The 25,044-nt window shown below is 69.4% G+C and carries 21 protein-coding genes and 4 tRNA genes; 14 read left to right on the forward strand and 11 right to left on the reverse strand.

The window, feature by feature from the left end:
• Positions 1-28 precede the first annotated feature (28 nt).
• Positions 29-1,201 carry a septation protein SepH gene (gene sepH, locus HSO01S_RS00830; RefSeq protein WP_084361185.1) on the reverse strand — a complete coding sequence of 391 codons (1,173 nt, stop codon included), beginning with the start codon at positions 1,199-1,201 and terminating at the stop codon, positions 29-31.
• 201 nt (positions 1,202-1,402) lie between these two features.
• Between sepH and HSO01S_RS00835 the strand changes: the two genes are divergently transcribed.
• Positions 1,403-1,696, forward strand: coding sequence for a DUF4193 domain-containing protein (locus HSO01S_RS00835; protein WP_066038695.1), 294 nt, complete (start codon positions 1,403-1,405; stop codon positions 1,694-1,696).
• Here HSO01S_RS00835 and HSO01S_RS00840 read toward each other — a convergent pair.
• Positions 1,693-2,151 (reverse strand): DUF3093 domain-containing protein, encoded by a 459-nt coding sequence (locus HSO01S_RS00840; RefSeq protein ID WP_066038696.1) that lies wholly within the window; start codon positions 2,149-2,151, stop codon positions 1,693-1,695. The genes HSO01S_RS00835 and HSO01S_RS00840 overlap by 4 nt on opposite strands.
• Before the next feature lie 39 nt (positions 2,152-2,190).
• On the opposite strand from HSO01S_RS00840, the gene dut reads away from it, so the two are divergent.
• The 6 genes from dut (at position 2,191) to dxs (ending at position 11,784) form a co-directional block, all read left to right on the forward strand.
• Positions 2,191-2,649, forward strand: a complete 459-nt coding sequence (gene dut, locus HSO01S_RS00845; RefSeq protein ID WP_157078836.1) for a dUTP diphosphatase — start codon at positions 2,191-2,193, stop codon at positions 2,647-2,649.
• Between the two features lie 200 nt (positions 2,650-2,849).
• On the forward strand, positions 2,850-3,467 hold the full coding sequence (locus tag HSO01S_RS00850) for a DUF3710 domain-containing protein (RefSeq protein WP_066039098.1): 618 nt from the start codon (positions 2,850-2,852) through the stop codon (positions 3,465-3,467).
• Between the two features lies 1 nt (position 3,468).
• Positions 3,469-4,212, forward strand: a complete 744-nt coding sequence (locus tag HSO01S_RS00855) for a DUF3159 domain-containing protein (protein WP_084361187.1) — start codon at positions 3,469-3,471, stop codon at positions 4,210-4,212.
• 18 nt (positions 4,213-4,230) lie between these two features.
• On the forward strand, positions 4,231-6,669 hold the full coding sequence (locus HSO01S_RS00860; protein ID WP_066038697.1) for an HAD-IC family P-type ATPase: 2,439 nt from the start codon (positions 4,231-4,233) through the stop codon (positions 6,667-6,669).
• A gap of 154 nt (positions 6,670-6,823) precedes the next feature.
• Complete coding sequence (locus tag HSO01S_RS00865; RefSeq protein ID WP_066038698.1) at positions 6,824-9,670, forward strand: aconitate hydratase; 2,847 nt, start codon at positions 6,824-6,826, stop codon at positions 9,668-9,670.
• A gap of 122 nt (positions 9,671-9,792) precedes the next feature.
• A complete protein-coding gene (dxs, locus tag HSO01S_RS00870) occupies positions 9,793-11,784 on the forward strand; it encodes a 1-deoxy-D-xylulose-5-phosphate synthase (RefSeq protein WP_084361188.1) in 1,992 nt (663 codons plus the stop codon).
• A 109-nt stretch (positions 11,785-11,893) separates the two neighbouring features.
• Here dxs and HSO01S_RS00875 read toward each other — a convergent pair whose 3' ends face one another.
• From HSO01S_RS00875 to HSO01S_RS00895, 5 genes are all read right to left on the reverse strand, one after another.
• A complete protein-coding gene (locus HSO01S_RS00875) occupies positions 11,894-12,379 on the reverse strand; it encodes a dihydrofolate reductase family protein (RefSeq protein ID WP_066038699.1) in 486 nt (161 codons plus the stop codon).
• A gap of 78 nt (positions 12,380-12,457) precedes the next feature.
• Positions 12,458-14,605, reverse strand: coding sequence for a 3-hydroxyacyl-CoA dehydrogenase NAD-binding domain-containing protein (locus HSO01S_RS00880; protein WP_066038700.1), 2,148 nt, complete (start codon positions 14,603-14,605; stop codon positions 12,458-12,460).
• Positions 14,602-15,816 carry a thiolase family protein gene (locus HSO01S_RS00885; RefSeq protein WP_066038701.1) on the reverse strand — a complete coding sequence of 405 codons (1,215 nt, stop codon included), beginning with the start codon at positions 15,814-15,816 and terminating at the stop codon, positions 14,602-14,604. Before HSO01S_RS00885 ends, HSO01S_RS00880 begins: the two co-directional genes overlap by 4 nt.
• A gap of 72 nt (positions 15,817-15,888) precedes the next feature.
• Positions 15,889-17,109 carry a ribonuclease D gene (locus HSO01S_RS00890; protein ID WP_169799912.1) on the reverse strand — a complete coding sequence of 407 codons (1,221 nt, stop codon included), beginning with the start codon at positions 17,107-17,109 and terminating at the stop codon, positions 15,889-15,891.
• Positions 17,102-17,698, reverse strand: a complete 597-nt coding sequence (locus tag HSO01S_RS00895; RefSeq protein WP_066038702.1) for a DUF3000 domain-containing protein — start codon at positions 17,696-17,698, stop codon at positions 17,102-17,104. The genes HSO01S_RS00890 and HSO01S_RS00895 overlap by 8 nt, the downstream gene beginning before the upstream one ends.
• 84 nt (positions 17,699-17,782) lie before the next feature.
• Between HSO01S_RS00895 and HSO01S_RS00900 the strand changes: the two genes are divergently transcribed.
• Complete coding sequence (locus HSO01S_RS00900) at positions 17,783-18,964, forward strand: alpha/beta hydrolase family protein (RefSeq protein WP_066038703.1); 1,182 nt, start codon at positions 17,783-17,785, stop codon at positions 18,962-18,964.
• A 10-nt stretch (positions 18,965-18,974) separates the two neighbouring features.
• On the opposite strand, the gene HSO01S_RS00905 is transcribed toward HSO01S_RS00900, so the two are convergent.
• A complete protein-coding gene (locus HSO01S_RS00905; RefSeq protein ID WP_066038704.1) occupies positions 18,975-19,421 on the reverse strand; it encodes a SufE family protein in 447 nt (148 codons plus the stop codon).
• Between the two features lie 68 nt (positions 19,422-19,489).
• On the reverse strand, positions 19,490-20,389 hold the full coding sequence (locus HSO01S_RS00910) for a sulfurtransferase (RefSeq protein WP_066038705.1): 900 nt from the start codon (positions 20,387-20,389) through the stop codon (positions 19,490-19,492).
• Between the two features lie 106 nt (positions 20,390-20,495).
• Between HSO01S_RS00910 and zapE the strand changes: the two genes are divergently transcribed.
• Together zapE and HSO01S_RS00920 are read left to right on the forward strand one after the other, a co-directional pair.
• Positions 20,496-21,530 carry a cell division protein ZapE gene (zapE, locus tag HSO01S_RS00915; protein WP_066038706.1) on the forward strand — a complete coding sequence of 345 codons (1,035 nt, stop codon included), beginning with the start codon at positions 20,496-20,498 and terminating at the stop codon, positions 21,528-21,530.
• 202 nt (positions 21,531-21,732) lie between these two features.
• Positions 21,733-22,974, forward strand: a complete 1,242-nt coding sequence (locus HSO01S_RS00920) for an ammonium transporter (RefSeq protein ID WP_066038707.1) — start codon at positions 21,733-21,735, stop codon at positions 22,972-22,974.
• A 17-nt stretch (positions 22,975-22,991) separates the two neighbouring features.
• On the opposite strand, the gene HSO01S_RS00925 is transcribed toward HSO01S_RS00920, so the two are convergent.
• Entirely contained in the window at positions 22,992-23,798 is an 807-nt protein-coding gene (locus HSO01S_RS00925) for an EI24 domain-containing protein (protein ID WP_084361189.1), read from the reverse strand.
• 57 nt (positions 23,799-23,855) lie between these two features.
• Positions 23,856-23,931: transfer RNA gene (locus tag HSO01S_RS00930), tRNA-Val, on the reverse strand.
• 142 nt (positions 23,932-24,073) lie between these two features.
• Here HSO01S_RS00930 and HSO01S_RS00935 point away from each other — a divergent pair.
• The 4 genes from HSO01S_RS00935 (at position 24,074) to HSO01S_RS00950 (ending at position 25,004) form a co-directional block, all read left to right on the forward strand.
• Positions 24,074-24,145: transfer RNA gene (locus HSO01S_RS00935), tRNA-Gly, on the forward strand.
• Positions 24,146-24,203: 58 nt separating this feature from the next.
• Positions 24,204-24,277, forward strand: a tRNA-Cys gene (locus HSO01S_RS00940).
• 26 nt (positions 24,278-24,303) lie between these two features.
• Positions 24,304-24,375, forward strand: a tRNA-Val gene (locus tag HSO01S_RS00945).
• A 65-nt stretch (positions 24,376-24,440) separates the two neighbouring features.
• Positions 24,441-25,004 (forward strand): alpha/beta fold hydrolase, encoded by a 564-nt coding sequence (locus tag HSO01S_RS00950; protein WP_066038708.1) that lies wholly within the window; start codon positions 24,441-24,443, stop codon positions 25,002-25,004.
• Positions 25,005-25,044 lie beyond the last annotated feature (40 nt).

Raw genomic sequence — 25,044 nt, forward strand, 5'->3', positions numbered from 1 at the left:
AGGCGGGGCCGACTCAAGCCGGGCCGGCTCAGGCCGGGTCGTCCTCCGACCGGGCGCCGAACACGATCTCGTCCCAGCTCGGCATCGCCGCACGCTGACGCTTCGACGCCGGCTGCTTCGAGGGCTTGGGGCTCGAGTCGTCGGACAGGTCCGGGCCAAGCCCGTCCAGAGGGGTGTCGAGCGCCTCGACGATGTCCGAGAGGTCGGTCATGTCAGCCACGGCACGCGGCCCACCGAAGACGGGATGCTCGTCCGCGTGCTCCTGCGCAGCAGGCTCGAAGGCGGCGGACTCCCGCTCGCCCCGGCGGCGGCGGAGCGCCTCGAGCAGATCAGCGGTCTGGTTGTGGTCGGCGGTGTCGGAGTCGTCCGGCGCACGCTTGGTCGCGTAGGCGTCGAACGGCCGGCCCTGCTCACGCGTGGGCGGGACGGCGGCGGCGAAGGGAGAGGGAGCCGGAGTCGCCGCCTCGGGGGCCTCGGCGACCGGGGTCTCGCTCGCGTCGCGACGGGCCGCATCCGGAGCCGGCTTCTCGGCCGGACGCTCGGGAGCGCGCTCGAGCGGCGCGAAGGCCCCGCTGTCGAAGCGCGTGTCGGCGGTGTCGCCGGGCGACACGGCGCGGAGCCGAGGGATCAGGCCCTCGGTCAGCTCGCCGTGACGGGAGAGGGTGGTCGCCTCGTTGTTGAGAGGGGTGAGCACGTGGCGCTTGGGGTCGAACTGCCAGCGGGCGTCGTGGTCGATCTCGCGGGAGACGAAGGTGAGCTTGACGATCCAGCCGGTCTCGTCCTTCCAGCTCGCCCAGCGGATGTCCTTCGCGTCCAGGCTCTCGAGGCGCTCCTCGAGGGCGTCGCCGAAGGTCGAGAGCGGCTCCTCGCCGAGCGGGTCGGCCGGGCTCGTGGGCTGCACCGGCACGCGGAGCGCCGAGTCGACGATGAACTGGCGCTCGGCGACGACCGGGCCCTCGAAGCGCTCGACGTATTCGACGTCGGCCCCGGTGAGTTCGGCGACCTCGAACGCGGAGAGCCCCGCGCGGATGTGGGTCTGGATCTCGCGCGGCGAGACCTTCTTTCCGCCCTGGGCGGACACGATGCCCTGACGGAGCTTCGATTGGAGGAGCTCGTCGATCACGATGCGATACCGCTCGCCGCCGTCGTTGGAGACGATCAACGCCCCGTTCTCGACTCCGATTACCGTCAATTCCTGCATGGTGAAAGGCCTCCAGAGGTCACTGTGCGATGACAGGATCGCACGCGAGCCCCCTGGGATCCGGGAATGTTCTGGGCGCGCCGCAAGTTGATGGCGGCGTGAGTAATTACTGCTCACGCGACGGTTTGCTATTCCCGCCCGTTTGATGCAAACTAACGCCGCCGATTTGGTTAATGGGCTGTATTCAAGAAGTGGATGGGCATGGCGACTGATTACGACGCACCGCGCAAGACCGATGACGACTCGGATTCGATCGAAGCGCTGAAGGAGCGAGTGCCGGACAAGATGTCCGGTGTCGTTGACGTCGATGACGCTGACAACCCCGGTGGTTTCGAACTGCCCGGCGCCGACCTCTCCGACCTCGATCTGGATGTCGTCGTCCTGCCTCCGCAGGCCGACGAGTTTACCTGCGTGAGCTGCTTCCTGGTGAAGCACCGGTCGCAGATCGATCACGAGGAGAAGCTGGGTGCCATCTGCGTGGAGTGCGCCTCTTAGGAGCTGCTCCCGCGGAGTGACACCGCATCGATGAGATCGCCGGGACGCCGGGTCGACACCAGCCAGTAGGGTGTCGGATCCAGCGGATCGGCGATTCGCATCTTAACCACCGGATCGACCCAGCCGCGGATGCACAGCCAGGCCCGGACATCCATCAGCCGGCCCCGCTGAGCCGTGGCGTCGGCCCCGGTGAAGGCCTCGCACTCACCGATCAGCTCGAGGGGGATGGACGCACGTCCGACCCGGAGGGTGTCACCCGTGACCTCGATCACGGGCGAGGTGAGGATGAGCACCAGGAGCGCGCCGGCGTAGAGCACGATGCCGACTCCGACCCCGACGGGCCAGCCCGTGCCGTCCCAGATCGGGGCGAAGACGATGATGCTCGCCGGCAGGACGAGAGCCGTGGCGAAGAACACCCAGGGCGACGGAGAGAGCCTCTCCCGATAGCGCGTCATGGCTCTATTCGATCATTCTTTCTGCACTACCCTCGACTCGTGACTTCTTCCATCGAGATCCTGATCACCGGCGAGGCCGCTCCGGTCTACGCCCACCCGGGCGACGCGGGGGCCGACCTCCTCTCGACCGAGGCGCTGACGCTCGCTCCGGGCGAGCGCCGGCTGATCGGCACCGGGGTCTCGATCGCGTTGCCCGACGGCTACGTCGCGTTCGTGGTCCCGCGGAGCGGTCTGGCGGCCAAGCACGGGATCACGGTCGTCAACTCCCCGGGAACGGTGGATGCGGGATACCGCGGCGAGATCAAGGTCGCTCTTCTGAACACGGACAGCGAGGTGCCGTACGATATCGCCGTCGGCGACAGAATCGCGCAACTGATCGTGATGCCGGTGACACGAGCCGTGTTCGTGCCCGTCGAGACGCTCCCCGGGAGCCATCGGGGCGCAGGCGGCTTCGGCTCCACCGGATACTCGACGACGACGAACGGAAACCAGGCATGAGCAAGAAGAAGACGGCCCCGAACGACGAGCCCGAGAACGAGAAGTCGGGCGAGGTCACGCCGGCGGATGCGCCCGCGAGCGGCGAGGTCGCCGAGACGGGTGCGACTGTCGAGGTAGACACCTCCGACACGGCTGACGCTGCCGGCACCGCCGGCGATTCCGACATCGAGCTGGCCGAAGCGGATGCGATCGCCGAGGCGCTGGCCGACAACACCGACGGCCCCGACGACGCGAAGTCCGCCCCGGCCGACCGCGAGACCGAGGGCCCCTTCGACTCGACCGAGGCGAACCCGGCCCGTCCCTACGTCGACCTCGGCGGCCTCAAGATCCTGCCCCGCGAGGGGCTCCACCTGCGTCTGGAGGTCGAGGAGGGCACCAATCGGGTCGTCGCCGTCGGCCTCGACTTCGCGGGCTCCACGCTCCAGGTGCAGGCCTTCGCCGCACCGCGCTCGACCGGCCTCTGGCACGAGATCCGCGAGCAGATCGAGGATCAGATCCTCAAGCAGGGCGGGCAGAGCACCGCGCAGGTCGGCCCGTTCGGCCCCGAGCTCGTCGCCGGCGTCCCCGCGGTCGCCCCCGACGGCACGCAGGGACTGCGGATCGCCCGGTTCATCGGCGTCGACGGCCCGCGCTGGCTGCTCCGCGGCGTGATCGCCGGCGAGGCGATCCAGAACCCCTCCGCCAGGGCGGCGATGGAAGAACTGTTCCGCAGCGTCGTGGTCGTCCGCGGCACCGCACCGATGCCTCCGCGCGACCTGATCCCGCTCAGCATCCCGAAGACCGCGGCGACCGGCGGCGCCCAGCCCGCGACCAGCTGAGATGAGCGACGACCCGAAGCCCACGCCGTCCACCTTCTCCGAGGCGTTCGCCCAGGCGGCCCGGAACGCCGGGATCGGTCAGGTGGCCCCCGGTGAGACCCCGACCGGTGCCTCGCTGCTGCGGGCCATCGGCGGTGTGCGCGGCCTGATCGAGTCGATCCTGCCCGGGCTCGCGTTCCTCGTGATCTACACGATCACGAAGGACCTGCCGCTCGCGGTCACCGTGCCGGTCGCGGTCTCGGTCGTCTTCGTCATCATCCGGCTGGTCACCCGCAGTGCGGTCATGCCCGCGATCGCCGGGTTGATCGGCGTGGGCGTCTCGGCCGGCCTGTCGCTGTTCACGGGTCGCGCGGAGGACAACTTCGTGATCGGCATCGGGATCAACATCGCGTGCCTCGTCATCCTGCTGATCAGCCTGATCGCGCGGCGCCCGCTGATCGGTGTGATCGTCGGCCTGCTGAACGGCGACGGCGGCGCCTACCGCACCGACCGGGCGAAGTCCCGGGTCGTGCTGGTCGCCACCTGGTGCTGGGTGGGGCTCTTCGCCGCCCGGCTGATCGTCGAGCTGCCGCTCTACTGGGCCGGTGAGACCGAGATCCTCGGGTCGGTGAAACTGATCATGGGCGTGCCGCTGTACGCCGCCCTGCTCTGGGTGACCTGGCTGCTTGTCCGCGCCGCGTACGCGAAGCCGGCCGCGGCGGTCGACGCCGATCCCTCGCCGGCAGACGACACCGAGACCCCCTAGAGAGCAGCCCGGTCCCGCATGCCGATCACCGCCCCCGGGCTCAGCCACGCCGAGGTGGCGGATCGGGTCGCGCGCGGACAGACGAACGTCAGCGACCGGTCGACCTCGCGCTCGGTCGGCAGCATCCTGCGCGAGAACGTCTTCACCTTCTTCAACGCCGTGCTCACGGTCTGCTTCGTGGCGGTGCTGCTGCTCGGCGACCTGGGCGACGGGCTCTTCTTCGGCATCGTGGTCGTCAACTCGCTGATCGGGATCGTGCAGGAGCTGCGTGCCAAGGCGAGCCTGGAGAAGCTCGCGCTGCTGGCGGCGCCCGAGACGGCCGTCCGCCGGGGCGGCGAGGTCGAGGTGATCGCCCCCGAGCAGGTTGTGCTGGGCGACCTGATGCTGCTGCGGCCGGGCGACCAGGTGACGGCGGATGCGGAGCTCTCGGCCGTCGCCGACCTGCTGGTCGACGAGTCGATGCTCACCGGTGAATCGGTCCCGATCGCCAAACGCCCCGGCGACCGACTGCTCTCCGGCTCGCTCGTCGTCTCCGGAACCGCCGAGGCGACCGTGAACGCGGTCGGCGCCGACTCGTACGCGAACACCCTGACCCGGGAGATCAAGAAGCACTCGCTCGTCTACAGCGAGCTGCGCGCGGCGACCACGCGCATCCTGGTGTATCTGACCTGGCTGCTGATCCCGATCATCGCGGTCGTGATCGTGGGGCGGGTCTTCACCTACGGGGCGCACCAGGGCCTGGACTCGATCGCGGTGGAGGACTGGCGGCACGCGGCGCTCGACACGGTGGCGAGCGTGGTGGGCATGATCCCCGAGGGCCTGGTGCTGCTCACCAGCCTCGCGTTCGGCGTCGCCGTCATCCAGCTCAGCCGCCAGAAGGTGCTCGTGCAGGAGCTCGCCGCGGTCGAGGTGCTCGCGCGGGTCGACGTGCTGTGCCTGGACAAGACCGGCACGCTCACCACGGGCGAGATCGGCTTCGAGCGGCTGGTGACCCTCGACCCCGCGATACCGGATGCACGCATCGACTCGGTGCTGGGACTGATCGCCCACGACGTGGCCGCGAACCAGACCGCGCTCGCCCTGCGCTCGCACTTCGTCGACGACGGCTCGTCGGTGCTCGAGCGGCTGCCGTTCAGCTCGCGCCGGGCGTTCAGCGCGATCACCGTCGAGCGGCCGGTCGTGCGGGCTGCCGAAACGGAAAGCGCGCGGGCCGCCGAGCCCCTCGGCGAAGGGCAGGCCCGCAGCCGCGAGACCTGGCTGCTCGGCGCCCCCGAGCGCCTGCTCAGCGCCCATCCCGACGCCCTGACCCGCGCCAACGCGATCGCCGCCGACGGCCGCCGTGCCCTCGTGATCGGCGTCGGCGAGGGCCTCGCGTCGGACTACTCCGACCGGGAGTCGCCGGGCGACGGGTTCCGGCCCGCTGCCATCGTGGTCTTCCGCGAGTCCGTGCGGCCGGATGCGCGCCCCACCCTCGAGTTCTTCGACGAGCAGGGCGTGCGCGTGGTCGTGCTCTCCGGCGACAACCCGGTGACCGTCGGCGCCATCGCGGGGGAGCTGGGCCTCAGCCCCGACGCGGTCGACGCCTCCTCCCTGGCCGACGACGACGCCGTGACCGGCGCCCTGGCGGCCGGGAGCGTCTTCGGCCGGGTGGCTCCCGAGCAGAAGCGCCGGGTCGTCCACACCCTCCAGGAGGAGGGGCGCACCGTCGCCATGACCGGCGACGGCGTCAATGACGCGATGGCGATCAAGGACTCCGACCTCGGCATCGCGATGGGCAATGCCACTCCGGCCACCCGCGCGGTCTCGCGGATCGTGCTGCTCGACAGCCGGTTCGACCGGCTGCCGACCGTGCTCTCCTACGCCCGCCGAGTGATCGCGAACGTCGAGCGGGTGTCGAACCTCTTCCTCACCAAGACGGTCTACGGCATCGTGCTCGCGCTGGTCAGCGCCGTGCTGCTCTGGAAGTTCCCGTTCCTGCCCCGCCAGATGACGCTGGTCTCGTCGCTGGCCATCGGCATCCCGTCGTTCTTCCTCGCCCTCGCGCCGAACCGCCGGCGGTACCAGCCGGGCGTACTCAAGCGCGTGCTGAGCTTCTCGATCCCGACCGGGCTGATCGCGGCGGCCGCGGTCGTGGCGAGCTTCATCGTGCTGCGCGAGAACGTGCCGCTGGGGGAGGCGAGGAGCCTGGTCACGGTGACGCTGTTCATCGTCTCGCTCTGGGTGCTCTGCGTGCTCGCTCGCCCGCTCACCGGCTGGCGGCTGGTGCTGGTGGGCGCGGTCACGGCCGCGTTCGTGCTCGCCTTCCTGGTGCCGCTCGCCCGCGACTTCTTCAACCTCGAGCTCGGCAGCCCGGTCGCCCTCCTCTACGCCATCGGCGTCGGGGTGGTCGGAGCGCTCGGAATCGAGGGCTGGTACCGGTTCGCCCGGCGCCGCGGCCTGGTGTTCGATCGCGAGTGACGGTGGTATATTTATCTTGACGTCAAGATAAATCAGTCAGACGTGAACAGTGCTCGCGCGGCATCCGCGGCCCTCACCGGTTAGGTTGCCCTTGCTAGCCATCCACCCTTCTCGCGCACAAAGATTGTCGTGAGTCAGCGAAGGTGAGGTCGACGTGTCGGCAGTCAACAGTTTCGAATCCAAGGACACCCTCCAGGTCGGTGACACCGCCTACGAGGTCTACCGGATCGACAAGGTCCCGGGTCACGAGAAGCTCCCGTTCAGCCTCAAGGTGCTGCTGGAGAACCTCCTCCGCACGGAGGACGGCGCGAACATCACCGCCGATCACATCAAGGCCCTCGGCGGCTGGGTCCCCACCGCCGAGCCGGACACGGAGATCCAGTTCACGCCCGCGCGCGTGGTCATGCAGGACTTCACCGGCGTGCCCTGCATCGTCGACCTCGCCACCATGCGCGAGGCCGTGGGCGCCCTCGGCGGCGACCCCACCAAGATCAACCCGCTGGCCCCGGCCGAGCTCGTGATCGACCACTCGGTGATCGCCGACCTGTTCGGTTCCGCGAACGCCCTCGAGCGCAACGTCGAGATCGAGTACGAGCGCAACGGCGAGCGGTACCAGTTCCTCCGCTGGGGCCAGACGGCCTTCGACGACTTCAAGGTCGTCCCGCCGGGAACCGGAATCGTGCACCAGGTCAACATCGAGTACCTGGCCCGCATCACCTACACGCGTGAGGTGAAGGACTCCTTCGGCAACACCGTCCTCCGCGCCTACCCCGACACCTGCGTCGGCACCGACTCGCACACCACGATGGTCAACGGCCTGGGCGTGCTCGGCTGGGGCGTCGGCGGCATCGAGGCCGAGGCCGCGATGCTCGGCCAGCCCGTCTCCATGCTCATCCCGAAGGTCGTCGGCTTCAAGCTGAGCGGCTCCATCCCCGCCGGCGTGACCGCGACCGACGTGGTTCTCACGATCACCGAGATGGTGCGCAAGCACGGCGTCGTCGGCAAGTTCGTCGAGTTCTACGGCGAGGGCGTCGGCCAGGTGCCCCTGGCCAACCGCGCCACCATCGGCAACATGAGCCCCGAGTTCGGCTCGACCGCCGCCATGTTCCCGATCGACGACGTGACCCTCGACTACCTGCGCCTCACCGGTCGCAGCGACGAGCAGGTCGCGCTGGTCGAGGCCTACTCCAAGCTGCAGAAGCTCTGGCACGACCCGGAGACCGAGCCGGTCTTCAGCGAGTACCTCGAGCTCGACCTCGCCACCGTCGTGCCCTCGATCTCCGGGCCGAAGCGCCCGCAGGACCGCGTGGAGCTGAGCGTCGCCAAGCCGACCTTCATCCGCGACCTCGAGAACTACGCGAACTCGGACCACGACCTCTCGCGCGTCGACGCCTCGCTGGAGGGCACGTTCCCCGCCTCCGACCCGCTCGGCTTCACCGCGCAGGACGAGGATTCGGCGCACGAGCACTCGCACACCCACGCGAGCCACACCAGCCACGCCCCCGGCGCGTACTCCAAGCCCACCAAGGTCACGACCGCGGCCGGCGACAAGTACACGCTCGACCACGGAGCCGTCGCGGTCGCGGCGATCACCTCCTGCACCAACACCTCGAACCCCAGCGTGATGCTGGCGGCCGGCCTCCTGGCCCGCAATGCCAACAAGCTGGGCCTCAAGGCCAAGCCCTGGGTCAAGACCACCCTCGCCCCCGGGTCGAAGGTCGTCACCGACTACTACGCCAAGGCCGGCCTCACCGACGACCTCGAGGCCCTCGGCTTCTACACCGTCGGTTACGGATGCACGGTCTGCATCGGCAACACCGGCCCGCTGATCGACGAGGTCAGCGCCGCGATCAACGACAACGACCTCGCCGTCACCGCGGTGCTCTCGGGCAACCGCAACTTCGAGGGCCGCATCTCGCCGGACGTGAAGATGAACTACCTCGCGAGCCCCCCGCTCGTGATCGCGTACGCCCTCGCCGGGTCGATGAACTTCGACTTCGAGGTGGATGCGCTGGGTCAGGACTCGAACGGCAACGACGTGTTCCTGCGCGACATCTGGCCCGACGCGGCCGAGGTGCAGGCCACGATCGACAGCTCGATCAGCACCGAGATGTTCACCCACGAGTACGCGAGCGTGTTCGAGGGCGACGAGCGGTGGCGGTCGCTGCCGACGCCGACCGGCCCCACCTTCGAGTGGGACTCGGAGTCGACCTACGTGCGGAAGCCCCCGTACTTCGACGGCATGACCCTCGAGACCACCCCGGTCTCGGACATCGCCGGCGCCCGCGTGCTCGCGAAGCTCGGCGATTCGGTCACCACCGACCACATCAGCCCCGCCGGCAACATCAAGGCCGACAGCCCGGCCGGCCGCTACCTCGACGAGCACGGCGTGGCCCGCAAGGACTACAACTCCTACGGCTCGCGACGCGGCAACCACGAGGTGATGATCCGCGGCACCTTCGCGAACATCCGGCTGAAGAACCAGCTGCTCGACGGCGTCGAGGGCGGGTACACCCGTGACTTCACGCAGGAGGGCGGCCCGCAGTCGTTCATCTACGACGCGAGTCAGAACTACCAGGCCGCGGGCACCCCGCTCGTGATCTTCGGCGGCAAGGAGTACGGCTCCGGCTCGTCGCGCGACTGGGCGGCGAAGGGCACGAGCCTCCTCGGCGTCAAGGCGGTCATCGTCGAGAGCTTCGAGCGCATCCACCGGTCGAACCTGATCGGCATGGGCGTCGTGCCCCTGCAGTTCCCGGCTGGCGAGAGCTGGGAGTCGCTCGGGCTCGACGGAACCGAGATCGTGTCGATCAGCGGGATCGAGCAGCTCAACGAGGGCGTGACCCCGAAGACGGTGCACGTCGTCGCCGAGCCCAGCGAGTCCTCGGCCGAGGGCAAGCAGACGATCGAGTTCGACGCCGTGGTGCGCATCGACACCCCCGGTGAGGCCGACTACTACCGCAACGGCGGCATCCTGCAGTACGTGCTGCGCAGCCTGGTCTGAGCATCGCGCTGAAGCGGTGGGCAGGCGGAGACGCCGCCCACCGCTTCTTCGTGTGCGGAGGGGATCGATCGGATGGTGCGGCGTAGACTGCGGATTCAGCCTGTCGTGGGAAGGTGGAAGACATGAGCCTGCTCGAAGGGATCAACGGACCCCGTGACCTGGACTCCTTGTCGACGGAGGAACTGGAGACGCTCGCGGGCGAGATCCGGGCCTTCCTGATCGCCGAGGTGTCGAAGACCGGCGGCCACCTGGGCCCGAACCTGGGTGTGGTCGAGACGACCATCGCCATCCACCGGGTGTTCGACTCGCCCCGCGACGCGATCGTGTTCGACACCGGGCACCAGTCGTACGTGCACAAGCTGCTGACCGGGCGTCAGGACTTCTCGCTGCTACGCCAGAAGGGTGGCCTCGCAGGCTACCCGCAGCGCTCGGAGAGCCCGCACGACGTCGTGGAGTCCTCGCACGCCTCGAGCTCGCTGTCCTGGGCCGACGGCATCTCCCGGGCCTTCGAGATGACCGGTCAGGACGACCGCCACGTGGTGGCTGTCGTCGGCGACGGCGCCCTCACCGGCGGCATGACCTGGGAAGCCCTGAACAACATCAGCGACGACAACTCGCGCAACCTCGTGATCGTCGTCAACGACAACGGGCGCTCCTACGCCCCGACCATCGGCGGCATGGCGCGCTACCTCAACGGAGTGCGCACGGCGAGCAAGTACCAGAAGCTGCACCACTCCAGCCAGCGCTTCTTCGACCACCTCGGGGCTCCCGGGCGGGCCCTGTACCGCGGGGTCCGCGGCGGCCTGCACGGCTTCCTCAGCCGGATGACCAACAACGCGGCCCTCTACGCGAACCTCGACATCAAGTACGTCGGCCCGGTCGACGGGCACGACGTGCACGCCATGGTCGAGGCGCTCCGTCAGGCCAAGGAGTACGCGGCCCCGGTCATCGTGCACGCGATCACCGAGAAGGGCCGCGGCTACGAGCCGGCGCTGACCGACGTGGCCGACCAGTTCCACGCCGTCGGCCAGATTGATCCCGAGACGGGGGAGCCGCTGTCGGCGCCCTCGGGTAGCCCCTCCTGGACGGGCGTCTTCGCCGACGAGATGGTGCGGCAGGCCGAGCGCGACGAGACGATCGTCGGGATCACCGCCGCGATGCTCCGGCCGACCGGGCTGCACAAGTTCGCCGAGCGCTTCCCGGCCCGCGTCTTCGACGTCGGCATCGCCGAGCAGCACGCGGTGACCTCGGCCGCCGGTCTCGCCTTCGGCGGCCTGCACCCCGTGGTCGCGCTGTACGCGACCTTCGTCAACCGCGCCTTCGACCAGGTGCTGATGGATGTCGGGCTGCACGAGGCCGGCGTCACCTTCGTGCTCGACCGCGCCGGGGTCACCGGTCCGGACGGGCCGAGCCACCACGGAATGTGGGATCTCGCGATCCTGCAGGTCGTTCCCCGCATCCGCCTCAGTGCGCCCCGCGACGCCGAGCGGCTCCGCGAGCTGCTGGGCGAGGCCGTGCAGGTCACGGACGCGCCCACCGTCATCCGCTTCCCGAAGGGCTCGGTCGGCCGTGAGCTGCCGGCCGTGCGCCGCACGGGCGACGGCGTCGACGTGCTGCGTGAGGACGACCGGGGCGACGTGCTCATCGTCGCCGTCGGCCCGATGGCCACCCTCGCACTCGACGTGGCCGAGCTGCTCGACGCGCAGGGGATCGGCACGACCGTCGTCGACCCGCGCTGGGTCGTGCCGGTCGCCTGGAGCATCATCGAGCTCTCGGATGCGCACCGGCTGGTCGTGACGATCGAGGACGGCGTGCGGGTCGGCGGGATCGGCACGCGCATCCGTCAGGATCTGCGCGAGGCCGGCGTCGACACCGCCGTGACCGAGCTGGGGTTGCCGGACGAGTTCCTCGAGCACGCCACGCGCGAGGAGATCTTCGAGCGCGTCGGGCTCACCCCGGCGCAGATCGCGGAAGACCTGATCGCGCAGGTGCGCGGCAACAAGATCCCGATCGCGCGCCCCGTCGACTCCCGCCCCAACGCCGGCATCACCCCGCGTGAAGCCGCTCCCGGCACCGACACCGGCTCGACCCCCCTCCACCACGCCAACCGCTAGCGCCGCGGGCCGCTAGCCTGACGCCGCCCGCCGTCGCGCCGGCCCGGCTACGCCCTCCGGTAGGTCGTCGTCACCGCACCGCTCGGGTGCACGTGGGTGTCGTGCGCCCTCAACGGCGCGCCGGTGGCGGCGACCGGCAGCAGGGGAGTGCCGGCGCCGAGCAGACCGGCATGGTGGTGAGGATGATCTCGTCCAGCAGCCTGGCATCGGCCACCTGTGCGGCCACGTCGCCGCCCCCGACGATCCAGATGTTCCGCCCGGCGGCCGCCTCGACCCACTCGGCATGCAGCTCGCTCACGGGAGCAGCAGCCACCCGGATGTCGCCGCCCTCGATCACCGGCAGCACACGGCTCGTGAGCACCCACGCGACCTGATCCGGGTAGGCCCACTCTGACCCTTCCGCGAGCACGAACTTGTAGGTCCGCGCCCCCATCACCACCACGCCCACCTCGGCGAGGAACGTCTCGTAGTCGGCCCCGAACTCCTCGAAGCCGAACTGGAGGAGCCAGTCGAGCCCACCCTCCCGATCGGCGATGAACCCGTCGAGCGAGGCGGCCACGTAGTACTGCGTCTTGGTGCTGTGCTGATCCGTCATGCCCACATCGTAGAAGCGGCCACCGACGGTGGGTCGGTGGCCGCTTCGGGGGGCGGCGAGAGCCGCGAGGGGTGCCCGCTACTCGACGCCCTTGATGACGGGGTGGTGGAAGGTGTCGCCGAAGACGCGCTCCGAGGCACCCACGCGGTCGAGGTAGGGCGTCAGCCCGCCCATCTGGAACGGGTAGCCCGCACCGAGGATGAGGCAGAGGTCGATGTCCTCCGCCGCGTGCACGACGTCGTCCTCGAGCATCCGGTGCACCTCGTCGGCCAGGCCGTCCTCCACCCGGCGCTGGATCTCCTCGGCGGTCATCGGGTGCGACTCCTCACCCTTGCCGGGAGTGACGATCGCCACGGCCTTCTTGTCGAAGCCCTTGATCTTGCCCTTGTCGTCGCGGTCGAAGATCTTGCCGTACTCCGCGAGCTTGTGCAGGTTCTCGCTCTCGAAGAACCTGTCCGGGAAGGCGGCGTGGTGCGTGTCGAGCACGTGCGCGCCGACCTTGAGGCCCACGAGCTCGAGCAGCTCGAACGGCGTCATCGGCAGCCCGAACGGGTCGAGCGCGTGGTTCATCACCTCGAAGGGGGTGCCGGTGTCGACCGCGTGCATGGCCTCGCCGAGCACCTTCGCCAGGATGCGGTTCACGACGAACCCGGGGGTGTCGCGCGTGATGACCGCGTTCTTCTTGAGCTTCGCGGCGGTGACCATCGCGGTCGACAGCGTGGCCTCATCCGTCGCCGGCGCGTTCACGACCTCGATCAGCGGCATGACCGCGACCGGGTTGAAGAAGTGGAAGCCGACGAGGCGTTCCGGATGCGCGAGCTTCGCCCCGATCTGCTCGACCGAGAGCGACGACGTGTTGGTCGCCAGCACCGCGGTCTCCGAGACGTGCTTCTCGATCTCGGCGAAGACATCTTGCTTCACGCCGAGCTCTTCGAAGACGGCCTCGATCACCCAGTCGGCGTCGTTGAACTCCGCCTTGTCGGTGGTGCCGGAGATGAGCGCGTTGAGGCGGTTCGACTCGTCCGAGGAGATGCGGCCCTTCGACGCGAGCGTCGCGATCTCGCCGCGGATGTAGTCGAGGCCCTTGTCGACGCGCGACTGGTCGAGGTCGGTGATGACCACGGGCACCTGCAGGCGGCGAACGAACAGCAGCGCGAACTGGCTGGCCATGAGACCGGCGCCGATGATGCCGACCTTGGTGACCGGCTTCGCGAGCTTCTTGTCCGGAGCCCCGGCCGGCCGCTTCGCGCGCTTCTGCACCAGGTTGAAGGCGTAGATGCTCGCGGCGAACTGGTCGCCCGAGATCAGCTCGGCCAGCGCCTCGTCCTCGCGCTCGAAGCCCTCCTCGGGCGTACCCGACTTGGCCGCCTTCAGCAGGTCGAGCGCCTTGTAGGGCGACTTCGCGACCGTGCCGATGCGCGACTCCAGCATCTTCCGCGCGATGCCGACCGCGGCATCCCACTTCACCAGACGCTCGACCTTGCCCGGCTCGTTCGGCCGCTTGACCTTGACCTGGCCGGAGATGACCGAGTCGGCCCACTTCAGCGAGTCCTCGAGGTAGTTGGCCGGCCCGAAGATCGCGTCCGCGATGCCCAGGTCGAAGGCCTCCTGACCCTTGAGGGTGCGGTTGTTCTTCAGCGGGTTCTCGATCACGACCTTGAGGGCGTTCTCGATGCCGATCAGGTTCGGCAGCAGGTAGGCGCCGCCCCAGCCCGGGATGATGCCGAGGAAGACCTCGGGCAGCGCCAGCGCCGGCGTCGACGAGTCGATCGTGCGGTAGTCGGCGGCCAGGGCCACCTCGACACCACCGCCGAGCGCGAGCCCGTTGATGAACGCGAAGGTCGGCACGCCGATGGTCTTCATCGTGCCGAAGGCGTAGTGCCCGAGCTGGGCGAGCTGCTTCGCGGCCGCCTTGCTCGGGATCTCGCTGACCTTGCTGAGGTCGGCGCCCGCGGCGAGGATGTACGGCTTGCCGGTGACGGCGACCGCCTGGATCTCGCCCCGTGCCGCCCGCTCCTTGAGCCCCGCGAGGGTCTTCTGGTACTCGATCAGGGTCACCGGGCCCAGCGTGTTCGGCCGGGTGTGGTCGCGCCCGTTGTCGAGCGTGATCAGGGCGAGCACCTTGCCGCTGGGCAGCGGCACGTCGCGCACGAAGGAGTGGGTGACGACCTCGTCGGCCGAGAAGGCCTCGAGCTCGGAGAAATCGATCGTCGAGTAGTCGGTCATCGTGCCGCCTTCTTGGTCGCCTTCTTGTTCCAGTTCGGGTTCTCCCAGATGACGCTGCCGCCCTGGCCGAGGCCGATGCACATCGCGGTGACGCCGTAGCGCACCTCGGGGTGACGCTCGAACTGGTGGGCGAGCTGGATCATCAGGCGCACACCACTGGATGCGAGGGGGTGACCGAGCGCGATCGCTCCGCCGTACTCGTTGACGCGCGGGTCGTCGTCGTCGATGCCGAAGTGGTCGAGGAAGGAGAGCACCTGCACGGCGAACGCCTCGTTGAGCTCGAACAGGCCGATGTCCTCGATCGAGAGCCCCGCCTTGCGGAGGGCCTTCTCGGTGGAGGGCACCGGGCCGATGCCCATGATCTCCGGCTCGACGCCGGCGAAGGCGAACGACACCAGGCGCATCTTGACGGGCAGACCGAACTCCTTCGCGAACGACTCGCTCGCGATCAGCGACGCGGTCGCGCCATCGTTCAGGCCCGAGGAGTTGCCGGCCGTCACGCGCCCGTGCGGGCGGAACGGCGTGCGGAGCCCGGCGAGCCCCTCCATCGTGGTCTCGGGGCGCGGGGCCTCGTCACGGGTGGCGAGCCCCCAGCCGGCCTCGCTCTTGATGGCGACCGGGATGAGGTCGGGCTGGATGTTGCCGGCCTCGTAGGCCGCGGCGACCTTCTGCTGGCTGCGCAGCGCGTAGCGGTCGGAGCGCTCCTTGGTGAGCTGCGGGAACCGGTCGTGGATGCGCTCCGCGGTGTTGCCCATGTTGAGCGCCTCGGCGCTCACCAGCCGCTCGGCCATGAACCGCGGGTTCGGGTCGGCACCGAAGCCCATGGGGTGGCGCCCCATGTGCTCGACACCGCCGGCGATGGCCGCGTCGTACTGGCCGAAGCCGATGGCGCCGGCGACCGTGGTGACGCTCGTCATGGCGCCCGCGCACATCCGGTCGATGGCGTAGCCGGGCACCGACAGGGGCAGCCCGGAGAGGATGGATGCGGTGCGGCCGAGGGTCAGGCCCTGGTCGCCCTGCTGGGTCGTCGCGGCGATCGCCACGTCGTCGATGCGGTCTTGGGGCAGGCTCGGGTTACGGTCGAGCAGGCCCTTGATCGCCTTGACGACGAGGTCGTCGGCCCGCGTCTGCCAGAACATTCCTTTTTCGCCCGCGCGCCCGAACGGGGTGCGCACTCCATCGACGAAAACGACTTCAGATCTTTCGGCCACTATGCCTCCTGGGATTGGATCGGCTTCGATCCTAGAACCGGCGTCTGAACGCCCGGAATCGTTTGACTCTTCCTACGAATCGCCGTCGGACGCCGTCTCGGGCTCTTGGTGGGCTTCTACAAAGGCATCGACGATCGGCTGTGCAGTCAGTTCAATCTGCCACGGCCGCGCACCGAGCTCGCCGAGCGCCTCGGAGATGTTCTCGACGGTCTCCGGCTGCGGGGGACGCCAGGCCAGCCGCCGCAGGAAGTCGGGGGTCAGCAGGTTCTCGAGCGGGATGCTGTGCTCCTCGCCGACCGCGGTGAGGGCGGTGCGCGCGGCCTTGAGTCGCGCATCCGCCTCGGGATTGCGGTCGCCCCAGCTGCGGGGAGGCGGGAGGGTGTCGGTGGCGCGCCGCTGCACGGGGATCTCGTCCGTGGTCAGAGCGCGCTCGATGGCGGCCCACCAGCGGTCGATCTCTGAGCGGCTCGCACGGCCGGAGAACTGCTTGAGCGACGCCAGCTCGCGACGCGAGGTCGGCAGGGCCTTCGCCGCGACCAGCAGTGAGGAATCCGGAACCAGACGGCCGGGGGCGATGTCGGTCTCGCGGGCCAGCGCGTCCCGGGCGAGCCAGAGCTCCTTCGCGGCGGCGAGGTGCCGGTCGGCCCGGAGGGTGCTGATGCCGGTGAGGCGGCGCCAGGGCTCGGCGGCCGGCGCCTTCTCCTCGCGGGCGACGACGGCGGCGAACTCCTCCTCGGCGATCCGTTCCTTGCCCTGCTCCTTGAGCAGCACGGCCATGGCGTCACGGACGTCGATCAGCAGTTCGACGTCGAGGGCCGCGTACTCGAGCCAGGAGGCCGGCAGCGGGCGGGTCGACCAGTCGGCCGCCGAGTGCTCCTTCTTCAGGTGGATGCCGAGCAGCTCCTCGACGACCGCGCCGAGGCCGACCCGGGGCAGCCCCAGCAGCCGGGCCGCGAGCTCGGTGTCGAAGACGGTCGTCGGGTCCAGGCCCACCTCGCGGAGGCACGCGAGGTCCTGGCTCGCCGCGTGCAGCACCCACTCGACGTCTTGGATGACCGACTGCAGGGGAGCGAACTCCCGGATCGCCGGCGGATCGATGAGGAAGGTGCCGGAGCCGCGCCGGTAGAGCTGGATCAGGTACGCCCGCTGGGAGTACCGGAAGCCGCTCGCCCGCTCGGCGTCGACGGCCACGGGGCCCTCGCCGAGCGCGATCGCCTCGACCGCGTCATGGAAGTCGTCGACCGTCGTGATGACGGTTCTCTCTGGTGTCTCGATCAGTTCGCCATCACTCACGTCGGGCCCGCCGGGTCTGCAGCATCGTCACCCCGTCGACGACGGGCGGCAGACCGGCCAGCATGCACAGAAGTTCGCTCCAGCCCTCGACATGGGCCTGGAGGTCGTGGTCGGTCGGTGTCCACGAGGCGCGCAGTTCGATCTGCGCCCCGTCTCCCTGGCTCGACAGTTCGCCGAAGCCGGTGGAGATGATCTTCGTGGCGGTGCCGGAGGCCGCGGTGTAGTTCGCCCCGCGCGCGTCCAGCGCATCCACGAGCCACGACCAGGCCACGTCGGCGAGGAACGGGTCGAGCCCGATCTCGGTCTCGAGCGGCGCCTGCGCGAAGCAGACCACCCGGAACTCGCCTCCCCAGGCCTCCGGCCGCGACTCGTCGTGCAGCAGGATGAACCGCCCCGTTCCGAGCTCGGAGTCGGCGCCGTGACGTGCGGGGTTCACGTCGGCGGCGAGTGCGACCGAGTTCGGCGCGAGGTTGCCGGGCGCGGGGATCTCGTTGATCACGAGCTCGTCTCGCGTGTCCGCCCGCCGCAGCGATTCGAGGGCTGCGCCGAACGCCGCGGGGACGTCCGGGGTGAAGGGGGAATCGGCCACGTCTGCAGACTAGAGTTCTTTACCGTGCGGGCGGCGAAGGCACGCCGGTCGCCGGCCCGCCACGACGGCTCGGAAGGCGGAAAGATGGCTCCTCGTTCGACTGGTCCCGCGCACGTCCCGGTGTGGGCGGTGCTCGCCCTGGTCGCCGGATCCGCTGCGACGGTCGTCACCGCGGCCGCCGCCGTGATCACCGCGCGGATGTCGCGGGCCATCGTCACGCCCTCCGTCCCGGAGGACGACACCCGCATCCTCGGCTACGACCCGGCGGCCCGCGTGGTCTCGCTGGCCGTCACGGCCGACTCGATCCTGCCCGGCCGGTACAGCCTCCGGTTCACGGGCGACACCGGGCACGCCCGGCTGGGCGAGGTGCTCTCGGTCGCCGACGGCGTGGTGCGGCGCACCGTGCTCGCGGTCGACTACGGCGATCTGAGCGCTGCTCGCGCGGGCCGGATCAGCGGCTGGTACTTCATCCACCCGCGCGAGCTCGACGTTCCCGTCGAAGAGGTCGAGGTCTTCACGCCCGTAGGGCCGGCGCCCGCCTGGCTCGTGCCGGCCGCCGACACCTCCTCGACCCGGTGGGTCATCCAGGTGCACGGCCGCGGAGTCCGGCGCGGCGAGACCATCCGCGCCATCCCGGTCTTCCACGCCCGCGGTTACCACTCCCTGCACATCTCCTACCGCAACGACGGCGACGCCCCGCGCTCGGCCGACGGCAAATACGCGCTCGGCGACACCGAGTGGCAGGACCTGGACGCGGCGATCACCTACGCCGTCGACCACGGCGCGACCGACATCGTGCTGATGGGCTGGTCGATGGGCGGCGCGATCTGCCTGCAGGCGATGGGTCGCGCGGTGCACCGCGAGCGCGTCAGAGCGATCGCGCTCGACTCCCCGGCGATCGACTGGCAGGACGTGCTCCGTTACCACGGGCGCGCCCGCGGGGTGCCCGAGCTGCTGGGGGATGCAGCCCTCGCCACGATCACGCACGGCTGGGGCGGCGTCGTCACCGGCCAGGACCAGCCGCTCGACCTCGACCGGCTCGACTTCGTGAAGCACTCGGACGAGGTGCACGTCCCGTTGCTCGTCATGCACAGCGACGACGACGGCTACGTGCCCGTCACCGGGTCGCGGAAGCTCGCCGAGGCGCGGCCTGACCTCGTCACCTTCGCGCCGTTCTCGATCGCCCGGCACACCAAGCTCTGGAACTATGACGTGCAGCACTGGAACGCGTCGATCGACGCGTGGCTGGACGCGAACGGGCTCTGAGTCGGCTCGGTCAGTCCTTGGCCGTGACCCGGGCGCGCACCTGGCGCTTCGTGCGCCCGAGCAGAGCGGTCATCCCGCGGATCCTCAGCGGCGAGACCGCCTCGGTGAGTCCGATCGTGTTCGGGAAGTCGTCCGGGATCGCGAGCACCTCGTCGACGCTCAGCCCGTCGATACCCTGCACGAGGATCGACGCGAACCCGCGCGTGGTGGGGGCCTCCCGCGGCGCGGTGGCGAACAGGTGCACGATGCCCTCGTCGCTCACCTCGACGAAGATGAACACGGGCGACTGGCACTCCTCCACCCGCTCGAACAGATCCGGATGCTCCTGGTAGCGCTCCGGGAGCTCGGGGAGCTCGTTCGAGAACTCCAGCAGCATCTCGAGCCGCTCGCGCTGGCCCAGGGCCAGGAAGTCGTCGCGGATGCCGGCGAGGGATTCGGGGAGCGTCGTCTCAGTCATCCCTTCCAGTATGCGCCAACCACGGATGCCCGAGGCAGGGCGAACCAGCAGCTGGCGGCCAGGCGAGACTAGCGCGCCGGCACCTCGCCGGGCTCGGAGCCCTTGACGATCGGCACGCGGACCGTGCTGCCCCACTCGGTCCAGGAGCCGTCGTAGTTCCGTACGTCCTCGAAACCGAGGAGGTGCTTCAGCACGAACCAGGTGTGGCTCGACCGCTCGCCTATCCGGCAGTACGCGATGACCGGCTCGCCCTCGGCGAGGCCGGCGCCCTCGCGGTAGATCGCGTCGAGCTGGGCGACCGGACGGAAGGTGCCGTCCTCGGCCGCGGCCTTCGCCCAGGGCACGTTCGCCGCGCTCGGGATGTGGCCGGCGCGCAGCGCGCCCTCCTCGGGGTAGGCCGGTGCGGTGGTGCGCTCGCCCGAGTACTCCTCGGGGGAGCGGACGTCGATCAGGGGGTGGCCCAAGTGCGCGAGCACGTCGTCCTTGAAGGCGCGGATCTCGTCGTCGTGGCGTTCGACGACGGGGTAGTCCACCGCATCCGGGGTCGTGCGCTCGGTCGTGATCGGACGGCCCTCGGCGATCCACAGGTCGCGCCCGCCGTCGAGCAGCCGGACGTCCTCGTGGCCGAAAAGGGTGAAGACCCAGAGGGCGTAGGCCGCCCACCAGTTGTTCTTGTCGCCGTAGATGACGACGGTCGAGTCGCGCGAGATCCCCTTGCCGCCGACGAGTTCCGCGAACGCGGGGCCCTCGATGTAGTCGCGGAGCACGGGGTCGTTCAGGTCGGTGTGCCAGTCGATCTTGACGGCGCCGGGGATGTGGCCGGTCTCATACAGCAGCACGTCCTCATCCGATTCGACCACCACGAGGCCCGGTTCGCCGAGATGGGCTTCGAGCCACTCTCCCGACACCAGGCGCTCCGGGTGCGCGTATCCGGCGAACTTCTCCGAGCGATCGTTCTCGACTGTCATCTCACAACCTCCAGTTAGGGTAGGAACAACCCCCAGACGAATCTAAGTCTTCCCGACGCCCCGCTGCACCTCGCGGGTCGGATTACGACACACAGGACTCCAGCAGATGACAGATGAGCGGCAGTCCGTCGCCCCGCGCCTCACCGAGCGCAGCCCGTCGATGTCCGTGGACGAGCTCGCCGCGACCCTGGTGCCGCCGCGTCAGTTCGACACCGCGTCGTTCGAGAGCTACCGGCCCGACCCCGACGCCCCGTCGCAGGCCGAGGCGCTCGAGCGCATCCAGGCCTTCGCGGGTGGCTGGAAGCCCACGAAGGGCACCGGGTTCTTCGGCCGCTCGAAAAAGGCGCCGGCCGCCAAGCCCGGCATCTACCTCGACGGCGGCTTCGGCGTCGGCAAGACCCACCTCCTCGCCGCACTCTGGCACGCCGCCCCGGGCCGCAAGTACTTCGGCACCTTCATCGAGTACACCGCGCTGGTCGGAGCCCTCGGCTACGCCAACGCCGTGAAGCTGTTCTCCGGCTCGGCGTTCATCGCGATCGACGAGTTCGAGCTCGACGACCCGGGCGACACGATGCTGATGACCAGGCTGCTCGGCGAGCTCACCGCCACGGGCACGCGACTGGCCGCCACGTCGAACACCCCGCCGAACGCGCTTGGCGAGGGCCGGTTCGCGGCCGCCGACTTCCTCCGCGAGATCCAGGCGATCGCCGACCGCTTCGAGATCCTCCGCATCGACGGCCTCGACTACCGCCGCCGCGACATCGAGGGCCACGCCGCCGCGTTCGGCAGCGACACCGAACTCGCCGTGGCCATGGACCGCCACGCCTCGTCCGGTGAGACCGTCACCTACGACGGGTTCCGCGACCTCGTCGCGCACCTCGGCACGATCCACCCCTCGCGCTACATCAAGATGATCGAGGGGGTCGACGTGATCGCCCTCAGCGACGTCACGCCGCTCACCGATCAGACGGATGCGCTGCGACTGGTGGCCTTCATCGACCGCGTCTACGACGCCCAGATCCGCATCCTCGCCTCGGGCACCCCGCTCGACGAGGTCTTCGCGGGGGACATGCTGAACGGCGGCTACCGCAAGAAGTATCTGCGTGCCGCATCCCGGTTGATCGCGTCCGCGACGCTCTAGAACTTCCCGGCCCGCCGAAACACGATGTTTACACGGGGCCCGGCCACGTAACACGGCGTACACACAGCACGCCTCCTCGCGAAATCTCTCTTCGGCAGACTTCCCTTGCCTGCAATTGCGCCGTCGGCCCCGTGCTAGCCGTCGGCACCACAGCAGTTCCGGAAGTACCCGCCAGCACGTTATAGAGAGGTAACCATTCATTATGGAAGAAGTAACCGGCAACCTGAACGCGTTGTGGTTGCTCGTTGCAGCCGCCCTCGTGCTCCTGATGACCCCCGGTGTCGCGTTCTTCTACGGCGGCATGGTCAAAGCGAAGTCCGTCATCAGCATGATGATGATGAGCTTCGGAGCGATGGGCCTCGTCGGCGTCCTCTGGGTGATCTACGGCTACGGACTCGCGTTCGGCACGCCGCTCATCCCGGGAATCGTCGGCAACCCCTTCGAGGGCTCGATCGGACTCGGCAGCCTGCTCGGCATCGATGACACCGGCGCGATGAACCCCGACCTCGCCGGTCTCTCCTTCGCCGGCTTCCAGGCGACCTTCGCGATCATCACCGTCGCCCTGATCTCCGGTGCGATCGCCGACCGCGCCAAGTTCGGTGCGTGGATGGTCTTCGCGGGTGTCTGGGTCACCGTGGTCTACTTCCCGGTCGCCTTCATGGTCTTCAACCTGGCCGAGGGCTGGGCTCCGGTCTGGGGCGTCAACGACTTCGCCGGTGGAACCGCGGTGCACATCAACGCCGGTGCCGCCGCCCTGGCGCTCGCCCTGGTCCTCGGCAAGCGCGTCGGCTTCCAGAAGGGCATCCAGAAGCCGCACAACGTGCCGCTGACGCTGCTCGGCGCCGCTCTGCTGTGGTTCGGCTGGTTCGGCTTCAACGCCGGTTCCGAGGCCGCGGTCGACGGCGTCGCCGCGATCGCCTGGATCAACACCCTCGCCGCTCCCGCCGCCGGTATCCTCGGCTGGCTGATCGTCGAGAAGATCAAGGACGGCAAGCCCACCTCGATCGGTGCCGCCTCCGGCGCCGTCGCGGGCCTGGTCGCCATCACCCCCGCCTGCAACATCCTGACCCCGGGCTGGGCCATCCTCCTCGGCGTCATCGCCGGTGCGGTCTGCGCCCTGGCGGTGGAGCTGAAGTTCAAGCTCGGCTTCGACGACTCGCTCGACGTCGTGGGCATCCACCTCGTCGGCGGCATCATCGGAACGCTCTACATCGGCTTCTTCGGCGCCGGCATCGGCTGGTTCACCGGCGGTGGCGGACCCGAGCAGCTCTGGAAGCAGTTCGCTGCGGCCGCGGTGATCGCGATCTACTCCTTCGTGATGGCGTTCATCATCGGCTGGATCATCCAGAAGACGATGGGCTTCCGCATCAAGAACGAGGACGAGGTCGCGGGCGTCGACACGACCGTCCACGGCGAAGAGGGCTACGTGCTCGAGACCGTCTAGGTCTCCCTCTCACCGAGTCAGATCAGCGGGGCGTCTCCTACCGGGAGGCGCCCCGCTTCTGCGTTCCCGGCTCGCGCTTGGCCGGCTTCTGCGTGCGCGGCGCGGGCGAGGAGGGTCGCGCCGACCACCGCGGCGGGCATCGCGACGACCGCACCCAGCGGGATGAGGAAGACCAGGTACGCGGCGGCGCCGAAGCCGAGGGTGCGTGCGCGGCGGGCCCCGAGCATCCGTCGCCGGTCGCGCAGAGAGCCGCCGCGCGCGTCGAAGGCGAAGCCGGTCAGCTCGAGGGCGAGCACCCAGCCGCCGAAGAACGCGGCGAGCACGGGGGAGAGCACGGGGCCGATCAGCGGCACGAGCCCGACCAGGAACAGGCCGAGGCCGATCACGACGGTGAGGGCGAGGATGCGCAGGCCCGCACCCAGCCCGCGCCAGAGCAGCCGCCAGAAGCCGCCCTGCGGCTCCGGAGGGGCATCGCCCAGTCCCTCCTCGGTCGCCAGCCAGATCTTCTCGTAGAAGGGATCTCCGACGGCGAGCGTGATGGCGGTGAAGGTGAACACCACGAGCAGCACGCCGGCGGCCACGAGGGCGAGGGCGGCCGAGACCCGCACGGTGCTGCGCCAGGGCTCGTCCCAGCCGTCGGCGAACGGGGTGGCCCATTCGGCGATGCCGGGGGAGTTGACCGCCAGGACGACGAGGCCGGCGCCGTAGACGAGCGCGACGATCAGGGCCGGGATGGCTCCGACGAGCATGAGTGCCGGCCTGGTGAGCCAGAAGCCGAGTCCGCGGCCGAGGAAGGCCACGCCGGAGAGGAAGTCGCGGATCATGGGGCCGAGCCTATGAGGCCTGTGCCGATAGGGGACTTTCGCGGATGCAAATTGTTCTGGTGGGCGATACCGGACTCGAACCGATGACCTCTTCCGTGTGAAGGAAGCGCGCTACCAACTGCGCCAATCGCCCGGGGGCAGTTATCGATGCTACTGCATCCTGGAGGGTGCTCGTGAACAACCGGTGATGCCGACACGCACGGGATACGACGATTTGGCAACCTCGCGAGAAGTCGGCTAGTGTCTAATCCGTTCGCAGGAATGCGAGCGAAAATGCGGATGTGGCGCAGTGGTAGCGCATCACCTTGCCAAGGTGAGGGTCGCGAGTTCGAATCTCGTCATCCGCTCGAGTGAAGTCACTCGAAGAGTCTCTCTTCGGGTTGTGCTCTGGGGGAACCCCCACACGGTGGCGTGGCCGAGAGGCGAGGCAGCGGCCTGCAAAGCCGTCCACACGGGTTCAAATCCCGTCGCCACCTCCACTCGAAATCCCGGAGTTCACTCCATTGGGCGATTGGCGCAGCGGTAGCGCGCTTCCCTGACACGGAAGAGGTCACTGGTTCGATCCCAGTATCGCCCACAGAAAGACAGGCCAGGATCCCGATCCTGGCTTTCTCTCGTTAAGCGCCCCGAAAGGATCTCATCGTGACCGACACTCTGATCTTCGACGCCGACGGCCGTGGCATCGCCTACGCCGAGGAGGGCTCCGGCCCCGCGCTGGTGCTGCTGCCCGAGAAGGGGTCGGAGATCGGCTACCTCGGTGCGCTCGCCCACTCGGTCTCGGCCGAGGACTTCCGCGTGATCCGGATGGGGTCGCGCGCCGGCGACGCGTCGCTCTCCGAGCTCGCCCAGGACGTCGTCGACCTGCTCGACGCCCTCGACGTGAAGGACGCCTGGATCGGCGGCCACGGCTTCGGCGGCAGCATCGCGCGGATCGTCGCGATCGAGCACCACGACCGCGTCAACGGCGTCATCCTGTTCGGCGTCGAGTCGGGCGAGAACCTGCCCGCGCTGGCCGAGGGCCTGCCGGTGCTCGTCATCCAGGGCACCGAGGACGACGCGAACCCGCCGGCGAACGGCGAGGCCCTCCGCGACTCGGCCCCCGGGCTGGTCTCGGTCGTCCCGATCGAGGGCGGTGGCCACGACTTCCCGGCGGCCCACGTCGGCGAGACCTCCTGGGCCATCGAGGATTACCTCGACTGGGACTGATCCGCGGGGCCGGGTGTGAGCTCGCGCCTCGGTAGGATTG

Origin of the sequence: Herbiconiux solani NBRC 106740 (assembly GCF_001571005.1) — a bacterium.
GTDB lineage: Bacteria > Actinomycetota > Actinomycetes > Actinomycetales > Microbacteriaceae > Herbiconiux > Herbiconiux solani.